Origin of the sequence: Paenibacillus sp. FSL R5-0810, from assembly GCF_038002285.1 — a bacterium.
Taxonomy (GTDB): Bacteria; Bacillota; Bacilli; order Paenibacillales; family Paenibacillaceae; genus Paenibacillus_AQ; species Paenibacillus_AQ lactis.
In genome coordinates, this window is sequence record NZ_JBBOCF010000001.1 from 2,049,384 (window position 1) to 2,063,262 (window position 13,879).

The following is a 13,879-nucleotide window of genomic DNA, read 5'->3' on the forward strand; positions in this document are numbered from 1 at the left end:
CATGAACAGTTTTAAAAAGGTCCGGTTATTTTTACCTTGATTTTATTAGATTCAACGGTTACCCCGTTTAATGTAATTCGAATCGACAACTCGGCCTGCCCCGGTTGCTTGGCGATAATCTTTCCTTTTGGATCGATCTCCGCCTTATCCGGACGGCTGCTCACATACTCAATGTGAGCGCCGGATAACTCCTTAGTATTTCTTCCTCTCTCAAGGAAGACTTCGTAAGAATAACGGACTTCATCTCCCGGGTGAAGCTGGAGCGATTCGGCCTCAAGCTGTACTTTGTCTAGTTGTACGACTAAATTAGGGTCGCTGTACTTCATCAGCTCGCTGCCGTATTTGAAATACAAGTTGCCAAAGTCGTCCTGTGCCAGCTTTTCCGCATTGCTTTCCAACAAGATGGAAAGTGCTTTGCTTGCTGCATCGATTTTGAAGAGCTTGCTCGTGTACGTACGGTCGGCAACATATCCCGTAAAAATAGTCCCATACACGTTGCCGTCGGTTCCAACGGTCAAGCGAGGATTGCTGTGCGTATAATCCGCGGCTGGAAACAGGTCGTTGCTGTAAATAACTTCTCGGCGCTCCGGATCATAAATGAACAGAGCCCCTAATGCCATTCCCCAAACGTTACCGTCCGGCCCCCATATCAAAGACGTTACTGCTTTTTTCCCCGGAACAGGCACCTGTTCCAGTTCTACCCGGCCGGATGCTGTATCGTATATGGCAAGCTTTCCCTCTCCGCCGGTCATGGCGCCTGTGCCCATGAAGAGCTTTCCATTTTTGTAAAGCAGCGAATTGATCGAATGGCCAGCAATGATGTCCCGTTTCACATCAAACTTCCCGGTATCCGGGTTGTACACGGTTAGAGCACCGCCTGTTTTGCCTGCAATTGGATAGGAACCGATGTATAGCAGGTTTTCTTCCTCAACCCCGAGCATTGCTACAGGCCGGTCTTGCTCCAAACCCAACTGACCAAGCCGCAGCGGGTTATTCGGTTCCGAAGGATCCGTCCGGTTCCAAGGTTTGGCCGGATCGTATTCAAAGATGGTCGCTCTAGGATAAACGCCAAAATACATTTTTTCGTTCAAAGAGCCGAATCCCTCGACTTGGCCGATTTGAGGATAGTGTTTGGTTTCGTTGCGGGTCGGCGAGTAGATCCCCATGCCCCCGCCGGAGATGAAGCCGGCAGACAAGATCTGCCCGTCTATGCTCTTTCCGATGTTAAACAATTCTACGAATTGTGGCGGGAACGGGAGCTCAGGCGTCTCAATCATACCGGTTTCCAGATTGTAATAAAATGCCCTGCCGCTATTTCCGGCCAACCCGACCAAGGTCCAGCCCGGATATTTGGACTGATCCAGCTGTACATAACCAAAAGCGACGCCTGCTCCTTTGACATCCACACCCAGCGAGCCGTAAGCTCCCGTATTCACGTCGTATGAATAAAGGGACCACTGCTGCGCGCCTCCCGGAAGGGTCTCGTAATAGGTGTAGAATACCGTTTTGCCGTCTGGCGCTAACGGTGAGAATCCTCTGGCGTTATAGGCCGTATTTTTATTTACGATCCAGCTGGCAGCATCAGGATCATAGACGAACATAACGGGTCCCGGATCCACGCGTACGAATAATTTGCCCCCTGCATACTGAAGGTCATAAACCGAGGTCATGCCATTAAACTCAGGCGGATGAAGCGCGGTGGATGTTCCGCTTGCGAGATCGTATTTATAAAGCTTGGCGACATCGGCGCCCCCCACATAGATCGCTTGGTGATCGGAATCGTAAGCTAGGCTGCGGATATGCGACTCTTTCGATGATGACTTGAAGGATTTAAGAATTCGGGTCTGGTCGGAAGCGGGATCATATTCAAACAGCGTTTGGGAATATCCCGTTCCTCCATATACTTTGCCATCTTCCCCGGCTACAAGCGTCCAGATTACGGTATCGGTAGGTACCGGTTTGCCGATCGCCCGCATTGTGTCCTCAGCCGGATCATATTGAAACAACGTCCCGTTCGGTGTACTGCCGATGTATACCTTTCCGTCGGATGCTGTCACAATCGCCCAAGCTGCCGATACGTTGCTACCGTCAAGTGCTACAAGCGGGTGTGTGGCCTTCACTTCTCTGGAAGCAACATCCATTACGATGAATTGTGCCGGATCACCCTGTGCGACCGTAAACAAAACATCCTGGCCATTCTTGTCTTTGCCGAAGGCTGCGGTCATCAGGGTTAGACTCGACGATTGCGGCCCCAAATTCGTTAAGTACGGTGAGGACGCATGCGTTTGCAATGCGACGCTGTCAACGAAATACCTGCCGGTTTGATCGCCATTAAAATTGAAGGCGACTTTGACCTCTGCAGCATTTTTAGGCGCCGCAGCAGCTACGCGTAAACTCTGCCATTTCTCAGAGGGTTCTCCGACCAGACCGCTGACTATGGAGACAAGCTTACCGTCTGCATCATAAAACCTGAGGTCGGCCTTGCCTCCCTTGCCTTCATCCGAAAGCACACTTGCCGTCATGACGACATTTCCGAATGGCTCGATCGCGTAGGCATCGCTCACCGCTCCGGAGCCTGCAGCTGGTAACAGGCGCTCCACTTGAAGACTTCGTTCCCCGTCCGTATATACGGACTCGCTTACGGTAAGGGCCGCTGCATCTTCATCGGGCTGCTAGCCCGGCACGCGCCCATCTTGCTCCGGCTCCTCAAAGCTGCCATTGATCATAACGTTGGTCGAGTCAACATTTGCAGCATACGTTATCGGCATTGCCCACGCGAAACTTGCAAACATCATGATAAACGTTACGGCTGCGGCAACCCGACTCCTCCACTTGCTTCTCACTAAACTCTCTCCTTTGCGATTGGATTTTCCCTTTCCAAAGACAGTAAACGCTTTCAATACGCTATCATCTTATCATATCCCGTTAATTGTATACAAGTAAAATACATGTAAACGAACTCTTTCAAACTATAGACGACCAGCAGTTCGTTTCGTTCTTATTGAATAACAAGCTAAAAATCCGGGGAATATTAGGAGCAAAATATAACCTGAGGAGATTTAATTATGAAATTACGGTGGTTTCTGCCGCTATTGATAATCCTCATATGCTCTGGATGCGGCAGCCGAGCCCAACCTGTCCCCCAACAGCGACAAAATACGGTTGCCAACAACCTGACACAGTCATCCAATACTCCAAATTTATTAGATGGTTCTGAAAAGGCTGTCCGGACCACGAAACCTATGTCTCTTGCGGACTTAAGGGCTAAGTACCAAAGCACGTTCTGGCTTCATGGCCCGTCTTCCAAGCGCGAGGTCGCTTTAACTTTTGACGATGCGCCTGATGACGTATATACCCCTCAGATTTTGGATGCTTTAAAACGGGAAGGCGTCAGAGCAACGTTCTTTGTCGTTGGCAATCGGATTGAGGCTCACCCCGAAATCGTGCAGCGTATGGTTGAAGAAGGACATATTTTAGGAAACCATTCGTATAATCATGCGAATTTGCCCAAATTAAGTGATGAAGATTTCCGGAGTCAAATTAACAGGACAGACAAATTGATTCAGTCGTTTACGGGCTATCGGCCAACCTTCGTTCGACCTCCATACGGAAACATCAATGAGCCACAAATTCAATGGCTGGCAAGCCAACACAAAATCATCGTGAACTGGAATGTCGACTCATTGGACTGGAAAGGATTAAACGCGGAGCAAGTCAAAAGCAACGTTCTGGCCCACACCATGCCAGGGTCCATTATTTTGCAGCATGCTGCCGGAGGAGTTGGCGAGGATTTATCCGGGACGGTTCAAGCGTTACCGGACATCATCAGAAGCCTTCGAAATCAAAATGTTACGTTGGTTACCATACCGGAACTGCTCGATGAATCGATTCGCCGATAATTCGATATAAAAATACACTGACGAGCTTAGAGAATCCCTCTACAGGCTCGTCAGTGTTAAAATTATGGTATCCCGTTTCTAATGACCAATCTAATCGGCAAAAAGCATCTCCTCAAATTTCAGGTGAACCCCTTTCACACCGCGATCCACATCGTAATTCGACAATACAGCGAGCGTATAACCGGTATTTAAGTACGTAACCGATCATCCTCCGAAAGTTTCTGCATAAATGAGACAAAGGCTTCCAAATCCATTTCCTTCAGTCGCAAGTTCATCATTGAATATCGCTCCTATTATAAATTCAAATGGTTCTAACGAACTTTAACCACGGGAATCCATAACTCGACCTCGATTTCTTCCGTAAACACCTGTTTTTCCAAACCAGCTTCGATTTCAGGACCGACTTGGATCATGGGTCCCTCAACTTGCTCATATCCCGAGGAAGGAAACCATTCGCCATAAATCCGGTGCCACTTTTCTTGTTCCCATGGAATTTCCACTTCAAATATGGCCCAAGTCATTGCAGGCACAATAAAGTGTGTAAAGTGTTCGGGACAAGATGCTGTTGAAGCAACAGCCATATAATAATCAAAATCTTGCTTCCCAAACAGTCCTCCTTCTCCGAGATGAACATGCGATATTCCGTAAGGTGCTTGGTTGTTTAGCGATTTCAGCTTGGCATACCGTTCATGGTCTGTCGATTTCCAAACCTGCACTACACCAGGATGTTCACCTGAGGCGATGGGTGTGACTCTATTTCTTATCCCGATCACTTGAAATGCGTCCTTTTGCTCGATTCTATACTTCATGGGCTCACTACCTCCTATGGATAATCGAAAGGTCATGGGAGGATATGCTTTTAAGGAATGCCCGGCAGTTCTCGCCTCAGTCGGTGTAATTCCATGTAATGCCTGAAAAGCTCGGGTGAATGCATCGGCCGATTGATAACCGTACTTCATGGCGATGTCGATGACTTTGACTGATCTGTCCTGCAGATCAATCGCTGCAAGCGTAAGACGTCTGCGACGAATATATTCTTGTAGAGGAATACCTGCCAAGTATGAAAACATCCTTTTGAAGTGAAAAATGGAGCAGCAGGCTCGTTTAGCGATCTCACGTTCATCCATTTGGTTCTCAAGATTCTGTTCAATATAGTCTAATGCTTCATTCAAATGTTCAAGCACATTCATCCAATGACCCTCCTTTCCTCCATAGGATAACAGGGAATAACTGCATGCATCCGATACATCCTGTTCAACTTCTGCAGGGAGGCCGGGAATTAACTCATCTGCTGCTGAAGCAGTAATATCAATTAGTTATATTTAGCCAAGAGGGAACGGTCTTTTCCATCAACGCATGTAGCCCCCTATAGCCATAATTACTTAAGCAGCCCCTCAAGGACACTCCGGTCGAAATCGTTTACGATTCGATAAGTCCAGCCATATCTTTTATGTCTGGCTGCGCTGTTGTAAATTCGAATGTGATCGGGGCCATAAAAGGATACTCCAAACGTCCTGTAATTTGACGTGTACAACCGTATTTCATACTCGTCGTTATCGTAATTCCAGACATCACTCTTTCGCAGCTTAATTTCGGAAAGGCTGTCCATAAACCTGTCAATCGTGGCTTGATCTGTAATCTTAGTCAGCGATTCGTCCGAACGGAAGCGATTCTTACCGACATTCATCTCGATGATCTTCTCGGACTCCTTCAAATGATCGAGCAATAGCTCCTTGAACGAAGCTTTGGATTGATACGCATCGTAAACTATCCCGCTAATGACGATCAACGCGCACAGCGTCAAAAACACATACCATGAGCGCTTGCTCACGGAGCATCCCCCCTTTGTTTCATTTTGCTGCATCTGTGGTTTCCCAGAAGCATCAAACAACAATTAACAAGACCAATTCAATTGTAACATAAGGATTTGCAGGAAAATGCTGATAAATAAGTTTCGTAAATACTCTTGTTGATTTGAATAAAAAATAACCATCAATTTAAGATGGTTATTTGTACTCTTCTATTTTTTTATCTTGCAAATGAAAAAAGGGTACTCCGGGAACTCATCGTATACATTCTTTTGTTCTATCTGAAACGCAGTTCCCTTTATGTAAAATTCCAGCTTTTCCAGGAAGGAGTATTTAAGGCTTGCCATAAACATAAGGTATCCTCCTTGCTTCAGTAAGCTGAAACAAGAATCCAAGCATCTGTTGAAGTCGCCGGTCTCGTTGATCGCAGAACCTATTAAAGTTACAATGTCAAACTCCCCTCTAGGCAAGTCGGAATCAAAAATGCTTTTACATAAAACCTTAGAAGGATTGGGATGCCCTTCGCGTTTTTGCCTATAGGCAAATATCTCACATATATCATTGTCGATATCAATACTTGTTAATACTCCTTTTCCTTTAAGCCAGTATCCAAGGTAATCATCCCAATCCCCAGTACCAATTCCAACATTGCATACCTGAATACCCTCAGTAGGCTTAAACGATTTTCGCACATAATCTCTTGTCACCACTTCTGTATACAGACATGGCGGAGAAGAATTCCATTCGCCGGCTTCGGGACTTTTTAACTCAAGATAATAACGAAATAACTTTTCGTCCATGTTCATCGAGAACTCCTCCAAGTATCTATAATGCTCGGATGGCTAACCCCGCTTATAGCGGATGGATATCTGCCGAGCGCTCGTGTCGACGGTTCAATAAAACGTTCAACCGTTCGGAGAACAACATCATGGCTGCTGCCGAAACGGCGATATAGATCGGAAAGACCCCGATCGTTGCGAACCCAGCCAGCAGTCCCAGAAGCGGCGGAAGCAACGTGCTGCCTGTGTAGGCAACGGCCATCTGGTAACCCATGATTTTTCCGGCATGCTCTTGGCCGAATCGAACCGGCGTCTCATGCAGCATGCATGGATAGATTGGCGCGAGTCCCAGTCCCATGATCAGCAATCCGGCCAGAGCACAACCGGTCGGAAGCGGCAGCAGCAGGAGCAGCACCCCGGTAAGCGTCAGGATCTGTCCGCCTCGAATGAGCAGCCGATTGCTTAATTTGAATGTAATGAATCCGGTGATGAATCTTCCGATCGTAATGCCTGCAAAATAAATCGAACCCCACAGCGCGGCTTCGTCAGCGGCCAGTCCCCGCTCTTTCACCAAATAGCTGCTGCCCCATAAGCCCACAGTCATTTCAACCCCGCAATAGAATAAGAACGATGCCAATGCGAGCTTTACGCCTTTCACTTGCAGTGGCTTGGACGCCACCTCCCTGCCCAAAGGATATGCCGTCTCCGAATGCTCCACTTCCGAACGCGTACTCGCTTTCCCGGCCCGCGCCCTCCATAAAGGAAGCGTAAAGACCAGGATAATCACAAGCGCGAATTGAATTCCTGCCACGGCCAGATAGCCGTCTCTCCAGGATGCATTTCCCGATAAGAACGCGCCCATGATCATCGGCCCCGCTGTCGCGCCGACACCCCAAAAACAATGCAGCCAGCTCATGTGATGTGCCTTGTATCGTGCCGCAACGTAATGGTTGAGCGCTGCATCGACCGCACCTCCGCCAAGTCCGAGCGGAATGGCGCAGACGATTAACCACACGACAGATGGCGCATATGAAAATCCGATGAGTGCGCTGGCCGTCATCACACAGCTTGCAAGTGTCACGGTCCCCGTACCGAAACGCCGCACAACGACTCCGCTTAACAGGCTCGATACGATCGTCCCGACCGTAACGGTCATCGATAACAGCCCCGCTATCCCAAGCGGCGCGTTCAAGTCCAGCCGCATGACCGGCCATGAAGCGCCCAGCATGGAATCCGGCAGCCCGAGGCTAATAAACGCCAAATAAATAACTAGAAGCAATATAGTCCCCATTCATGTACTCTCCCGTTTTCAATTTCAATGGTCTGCAGAAATAAGCAGATTCAGCCCCAGCCTCTTTAATCCGTTCAAATAGTCTTCCTGCCAATCGCTGGCCGTAAGCTTCGGCAGATGCTCCTTCGAAATATAAGAAGCGCTTCTTGCCGAGATCGCGGTAAGAAGTCGATCGTTTACCTCATCACGGTTAAAGATGACGGCATTCGGGTTCAGAATCGCCGTTAATGAAGCAATCAGGCGGCTCACGGCATCAATCCTGTCAGCCTCATTGATGGCAGCATTCGTTCCTTCGACGTAAGTGATCGCTTGTTGGAAATTGCGCCTGTCATACAGGGGCACGAATGAGACTTCACCCGAGAAGGACGTGCTTCCCCGAACGACGTTTCCGTTGACCAGGATCCCTGCTCCCGGCCCGTTCTGGCCGAAATACAAATAGACGAGCGAAGGATTGTCTTGAACGTCCATTTTGTCGTAATAGCCCAATACAGCTGCGTTCATATCGTTCTCCACGACGACGGGAAGCTTAAAACGGGTCTCAAAATGATCCTTCAAGTCAAAATCATGATATTTCTCATAGCCCGGAATATATTTGATCCGCCCGCCGTTCACTGATCCCGGGACGCCAAAAGCCAGCGAACCGATCCTAGGAAACCGCTTGATCAAGGATTCGATTTGCTCTGCCAACGTCTCAATACCGTCTAGCAGAAAGCCGGGAGAGATCCCTTTTTCCTTCACTTCGCCCATGCTGTTGTATATTGTGTATTGCGTTTCCGTTCTCTCAAGAAAAAGGGCGACGCTGAGCTGATAATCAGGATTATATGCGTAACGTTGAGCTCTTCTGCCGCCGCTTGATTCGTCGAGACCAAGCGTCAGCAGTTCGCCTGCCTCCTCCATCTGGTGGATAAACTTCGTGATCGTCGGAAAGCTGATTCCTAGCTTTTCGCTCAGCTCGACCTTCGTTGCACTCCCGCATGATAGAAGCGTGGCTCGAATGCCCCGGAGTATTTCCTTCTTCATGTCTTTCGGCGTTGATATCTTCTCGCTCACGGTAAGATCACCTCCGTTACCGATACTTTCTAAACTACTTTAATAAGTATGCTTATCATAGCATGGAAACTGAGCAAGCGGAAGCCTCCATACGGAAAATACCAAGCAAACAAGCTGGAGATGGCGATGAATATGGAGATAAGCATTTCTCCAGGAAGGATCATTTTTCATCTTAAGCGCAGCCATTCGGTGTGCGTAATAGGACGGAAAATCCGTAATAAACACAAAAAAAGCCGCGATATTCGCGACTTTTATCCATGAAGGATCAAGCTTTTGTTCGTAACCAAGCTTCGAACTCATCCGGCGTACGTACATCATCCTCTAAGACTGCCGTGTAAATATCGTAGCTCTTTACCTCTTTTCCGTACTCCTGACGTGCTGCCCAGCTGCTTTTAATCTGCAGGATTGCATGACGCAGCTCCGGTGTTAGACGAGCAGGCATCGTTGCCACATGCTTAAGATCAGGCTGCTGATCCGGTTCATCGACAAACCATAGGTCCATCGCCCAGTCCTTTCCTTTGGACGAGGTATACTTTACCCCAAGATATAGACCATCAGGATAGCTAGCATCTGTCCTAAAATCGCCCGAATCATTAAGGAATCGAAGCTCTCGCACACCGTTACTCGTCATCAGCCTGGAAGCAATTCGGGCAATTTCATCAACCTGGAGCTTCGAGCAGACCACGGTAATGTCAAGGTCTCTCCACACCATTAATCCGAGCGCGGAGCTGCCTACTCGTACCGGCGTTCCTGCTGTTGCCAGAAGCTCTTCCAGCCTCAGTTCCTTGACGACCTCATCCGCCTCATGTTGAAGAGCATCCTGCTGATTTAATAATTGGATATCATTCATTCACAACACCTCCTTGCTATGCTAGCATACTTTCATTCAAGTAGGCATTACAAACTTCCGAATGTACTAATAGATAATCTAATGATCTGCTCATTCAGCCTTATCGGGATGCCCCCGCATTTTGAAGCACACGCTCTTCCCAGTCAATCCGATAATCGTACATCCAGCCATGCGAATCTTTATTGGCGGATTTCAAGAACAGGGGCATCATCGTGTCCCGAAAAAAGGCCTGTACCCGGTTGGATGCATATTTACGCTGTCCTAAGGTGCGAGAATATCGTACGATTCGCTCTACGCGTGCATGTCTGAGCGACCGGAACGTGGTGAACGCAAGTTCAAGATCGTCGATATCCCGTATGCATTTCGTCAGCATCATCGCATCCTCCAATGCCATCGAAGCGCCTTGACCGGCATTCGGAGACGTCGCGTGAACGGCATCCCCGATCAATACGGCCGGACCTTTGTGCCACGTCGGCTGCGGCGGCATATCGTAGATTGGAAACGCACCGATATCTCCCTGTGTTGATCGAATGATGTCCAGAATCAGCGGATCATCGCCCTTATATAATTCCGTGGTTCTGCGGTGCCATTCCGACTGAGAGATTGCTAACATGTCTCTGCGGGTCGGTATTCCCTTAACCTCCTCGTTTCCAAACCAGAATACCTCACCTGATGGCTGAACAATATATCCGAAAAATGCTCGGTTGCCGAACACCATCTGTTGTACGCCCGGCACAAACGGTACTTTTACCCCTTTGGAGAATCCCCCAATGCTTATGAGGCCCGTGAATTGGGGCTGCGGCGCATCCGGCAGCAGGCTTTTGCGCAAGGAGGAATGAATGCCGTCACAGCCGACGACGAATCTCACGGTTTCCGTCATCCCGTTTTCAAACTCCAGCTCCGCTTCCGCGTTTCCGCTCTTCATACGCACCAGCTTGGCTCCAAGCACAAGGGGAATTTGCTGTCGGATGACTTCATCCCGCAGGACGCGGTGCAGGAATCCGCGCTTTACGGTGTATCCTTGCGGCTCTCCTTCCATATGACCGACCTCACCGAGCGGCTTGCCCTTCCCGTTACGAAACCGCATCACTCGCATTTCAAAGCCTTCGCTGCGAATCGGTTGATCGATGCCTAATTCCTTCAGGACACGCAAGCCGTTGCGGCCCACGTTTAGAAATAAGCCTGCATAGTCGTCATGCGTCGTGGCTGCCTCATAGATGACAGGATTCCAGCCGATTCGCTTTAGAAATAATGCCACTGCCGGTCCTGCAATTCCGCACCCGATCACCGCTACCTTGTTATTGTTCGTATTCATATTCCTTCCATCTCCTTTATCTTAATTATTAAGATATATTACGTGAATTTATCTTGAATCCTATCGTTCAACCCATCGTTCATAAATGCTTATTCAGGATGATTGCCCGTATCGCTGCCTATTGCGAATGGCGTGTAGACATTCTCATATGCCACATGCATGGTCATTCCTTTTTGTGCATGATCCAGATTATGGCAGTGATCCATCCATAGGCCGGGATTATTTGCCAAGAATGCAACTTCGAACGACTCGCCAGGTTCAATATTTAACGTATCCAGGACGAGCGGGCTTCCGCTGATCGGTTCGCCGTTCCTGCTTAGGACCTGGATATGATGCCCATGTAGGTGCATAGGATGGTCGGCAAAGCTCCGATTGACGAAGGTCGTTTTTACGATATCTCCCTCCCTGACCATGAGAGTTGGGGTTTCCGGAAACGCCTTTCCGTTGATTACCCATTGCTGTCCCGCTTCTCCGTTATAAGTGCCAAAGTACGTCTGATCTAAAATCACCGTAAACGATCGGTCGAAGTCGGTCGAAGGATTGAACGGAGTGTCTGCTGGCGATCCATACGCTGTGATGTCTAACACCGTGCCTTTCTGGAGTATGTCCGGTTCACCTTGCCCATCCTGACTGTATACAATGCCGATCGGATCTCTTTCCGATATCATTGTCAAAGTGACCGGCGTCTTTGGCATGGTAAAAATAACATCATAGCGCCCTCCCCCACCAATCCGCAATAAGCTGTCCGTCAGCGTTCCCGGCTCATTGAGCTCATAGCCGTCGACGGCGGCTACCTTATAAGATACGCCGTTCAATGTGAAGGTCTGCGTCAGGTTCCCCGCATTAACGAGCCGAAGCCGTACGGGTGTTCCCGGTTTTACCTTCTGCCGCTGGAACGTATCGGCCAAACCGAGCGCTGCAATTTCCCTGCCGCCCGGAGTCACCCAATGATGGGCCATCACGGTCGCATCCATCGTTTCCGAATCTTGCTGATTGGACGGACGAATGACGAATGAACCGAACAGTCCCTTTTGCACTTGAATGGAAGATTGCTGGTGGGAGTGATACCAGTGGGTTCCCGTTTCATTGACGACAAAACGGTAGGTATACGACTCACCGGGCATCACGGCATCCTGGGTCATTCCGGCAACGCCATCCTCGCCATTCGGAACATCAACGCCGTGCCAGTGAAGCGTAACGCCGCTGGCAATGTTTTTGTTCACTAACCGTACTTCGACCAGATCACCCTCATCCGCTTCAAGCGCGGGTCCCGGGATCTGCCCGTTGAACGTCCACGTTTCGATGGCTTCGCCGGAAGCCAGACGGAGCGTCTTCGTCTCGGCGCTCAATACATACTTTTTGTCGGGAATACCTGTTTGGGGACCTTTGAGCTCCGTGACGCTCACTGGATTTCCACTCGTCCCGGTAACATGCCCCTGGTGGTGGGCGTGCATTTGATCGGCTTCAATGATATCACCTCCCCCAAAATCGGCGGTGCGATGGTGAACCATGGGCATCGTGCCGGGTAATTCACTCATTCTCATGGATATCACCAATCCGGCGAGCGCGGTTCCAAGCACAAGAATGGAATACAATGCGCCCCTAGCATTTCTTTGGATACGTTTGGGCGGGCGGTTATCTACAATTCTTAATCTCCTGCCGTGATGAAGGCTAAGCAATAGTGCTGAAAGGATTAAGGCCCCGCCGTATATCAATAAATCCCTCAGGTTAGGGATAGCCGGGATGTCAATCGCCACAAGCCACAATGCAATTACAGCTCCAACGAACATAACATGAACGGTGACTATGACCGATTGCTTGGCGTGACGATCCATCGATTCCCGCGACAGCTTCGGCCGTGCAACCATCCGTACGGCAGCCAACGGCAGGCCAAGCAGCGGTAAAACGACGATGACTCGGTCCATGACGTACAGCCAGCCGAACTGAAGCATAATGATCAGGATGACGGCTGCCCACAGGATGATCAGGCTGCTGCCGATGGCCACACCGAGTTGCGCCGCCCTTACCCAACGCCGGTAGCTCGGGTCGCGTCCTCTAACATATTTAAGATGATTTACTACAAATCCAGTTCCCCCCCAGACCGCAATGGAACACAGTAATAGCAGAAATTCAATTCCCATTAGTGATTCGAACAAGACTGTTCCCCCCATCTAATTATCTTAATTATTAAGATATATGATGATCAAAATCATTATGTTCATTTTACAATAATGAGGGGATGCCGCATTGGTCTCAAGACTGATTCTTCACCTGGACTCTGGATGGAGATGTTGATGCCAGCGGTGTTTTTTTAAATGCAAGATAGCTGTTATGGTATACTTCATGTATCGCTATGTTTAAAGGTGGTATCGTATGAAACCGACACAACAAGACCTGCAGCAGTCGCTTACCGAGGCTTCCAAACAATTATCAACGCAAACCGTCATGTTCCATCAAGCGGTCGCGGCGCATCTGGGTCTTAACATTACGGATCATAAATGTATGGATCTGATCCTGAGCAAAGGAAGGGTCACGGCGGGACAGCTCGCCGAATGGACCGGCCTAACCACGGGGGCGATAACAAGCGTCCTCAACCGATTGGAGAAGGCAGGCTTCATCCGCAGGGCCAAGGATCCCGGCGATCTCAGGGTGGTTTATGCCGAGCCCGTCTATTCGCAACTGCATGCGATTAAAGAGGTTTTCGCTCCATTAAACGATGCCATGCTTGACTTATATTCGAAGTATGATCAAGATCAGCTGGAGACCATACTCGATTACATTCTTCATTCCAATCAAATTCTGCGTGGCCTCATCGAACAGCTTCGCAAGTCCGCGAAGGAATAGAAAATAACCGCGATTTTGCATCTATTAACTTGTGTACGCCTTT

12 protein-coding genes are annotated in these 13,879 nt (G+C 49.0%); 2 read left to right on the top strand and 10 right to left on the bottom strand.

What is annotated here, in order from left to right:
- Positions 1-11: 11 nt before the first annotated feature.
- Both MKX76_RS09210 and MKX76_RS09215 read right to left on the bottom strand, forming a co-directional pair.
- Positions 12-2,600, bottom strand: coding sequence for a hypothetical protein (locus MKX76_RS09210; RefSeq protein WP_341033535.1), 2,589 nt, complete (start codon positions 2,598-2,600; stop codon positions 12-14).
- A gap of 72 nt (positions 2,601-2,672) precedes the next feature.
- A complete protein-coding gene (locus MKX76_RS09215; protein WP_341033537.1) occupies positions 2,673-2,843 on the bottom strand; it encodes a hypothetical protein in 171 nt (56 codons plus the stop codon).
- 222 nt (positions 2,844-3,065) lie between these two features.
- Between MKX76_RS09215 and MKX76_RS09220 the strand changes: the two genes are divergently transcribed.
- Complete coding sequence (locus MKX76_RS09220; protein ID WP_341033539.1) at positions 3,066-3,899, top strand: polysaccharide deacetylase family protein; 834 nt, start codon at positions 3,066-3,068, stop codon at positions 3,897-3,899.
- Between the two features lie 311 nt (positions 3,900-4,210).
- Here MKX76_RS09220 and MKX76_RS09225 read toward each other — a convergent pair whose 3' ends face one another.
- The 8 genes from MKX76_RS09225 to MKX76_RS09260 all read right to left on the bottom strand — a co-directional run bounded on the left by MKX76_RS09225 (position 4,211) and on the right by MKX76_RS09260 (position 13,148).
- Entirely contained in the window at positions 4,211-5,089 is an 879-nt protein-coding gene (locus MKX76_RS09225) for an AraC family transcriptional regulator (protein WP_007131901.1), read from the bottom strand.
- Positions 5,090-5,277: 188 nt separating this feature from the next.
- Entirely contained in the window at positions 5,278-5,730 is a 453-nt protein-coding gene (locus MKX76_RS09230) for a hypothetical protein (RefSeq protein ID WP_028405726.1), read from the bottom strand.
- Positions 5,731-5,919: 189 nt separating this feature from the next.
- Positions 5,920-6,513 (bottom strand): class I SAM-dependent methyltransferase, encoded by a 594-nt coding sequence (locus tag MKX76_RS09235; protein WP_007131899.1) that lies wholly within the window; start codon positions 6,511-6,513, stop codon positions 5,920-5,922.
- 46 nt (positions 6,514-6,559) lie between these two features.
- A complete protein-coding gene (locus MKX76_RS09240) occupies positions 6,560-7,777 on the bottom strand; it encodes an MFS transporter (RefSeq protein ID WP_028405725.1) in 1,218 nt (405 codons plus the stop codon).
- 24 nt (positions 7,778-7,801) lie between these two features.
- Entirely contained in the window at positions 7,802-8,827 is a 1,026-nt protein-coding gene (locus tag MKX76_RS09245; protein ID WP_028405724.1) for an ROK family protein, read from the bottom strand.
- Between the two features lie 265 nt (positions 8,828-9,092).
- A complete protein-coding gene (locus MKX76_RS09250; protein WP_144867744.1) occupies positions 9,093-9,677 on the bottom strand; it encodes a hypothetical protein in 585 nt (194 codons plus the stop codon).
- A gap of 100 nt (positions 9,678-9,777) precedes the next feature.
- On the bottom strand, positions 9,778-10,992 hold the full coding sequence (locus tag MKX76_RS09255; protein ID WP_341033548.1) for an FAD-dependent oxidoreductase: 1,215 nt from the start codon (positions 10,990-10,992) through the stop codon (positions 9,778-9,780).
- Between the two features lie 89 nt (positions 10,993-11,081).
- Complete coding sequence (locus MKX76_RS09260; RefSeq protein WP_341033550.1) at positions 11,082-13,148, bottom strand: multicopper oxidase family protein; 2,067 nt, start codon at positions 13,146-13,148, stop codon at positions 11,082-11,084.
- Positions 13,149-13,365: 217 nt separating this feature from the next.
- On the opposite strand from MKX76_RS09260, the gene MKX76_RS09265 reads away from it, so the two are divergent.
- Positions 13,366-13,836, top strand: coding sequence for a MarR family transcriptional regulator (locus MKX76_RS09265; protein WP_028405720.1), 471 nt, complete (start codon positions 13,366-13,368; stop codon positions 13,834-13,836).
- Positions 13,837-13,879: the final 43 nt, after the last annotated feature.

Excerpts from the sequence above, each read along its gene's own strand:
- MKX76_RS09265 (WP_028405720.1), top strand. The coding sequence starts at position 13,366 with ATGAAACCGACACAACAAGACCTGCAGCAGTCGCTTACCGAGGCTTCC.
- MKX76_RS09240 (WP_028405725.1), bottom strand. The coding sequence starts at position 7,777 with ATGGGGACTATATTGCTTCTAGTTATTTATTTGGCGTTTATTAGCCTC.
- MKX76_RS09235 (WP_007131899.1), bottom strand. The coding sequence starts at position 6,513 with ATGAACATGGACGAAAAGTTATTTCGTTATTATCTTGAGTTAAAAAGT.
- MKX76_RS09255 (WP_341033548.1), bottom strand. The coding sequence starts at position 10,992 with ATGAATACGAACAATAACAAGGTAGCGGTGATCGGGTGCGGAATTGCA.
- MKX76_RS09250 (WP_144867744.1), bottom strand. The coding sequence starts at position 9,677 with ATGAATGATATCCAATTATTAAATCAGCAGGATGCTCTTCAACATGAG.
- MKX76_RS09220 (WP_341033539.1), top strand. The coding sequence starts at position 3,066 with ATGAAATTACGGTGGTTTCTGCCGCTATTGATAATCCTCATATGCTCT.
- MKX76_RS09225 (WP_007131901.1), bottom strand. The coding sequence starts at position 5,089 with ATGAATGTGCTTGAACATTTGAATGAAGCATTAGACTATATTGAACAG.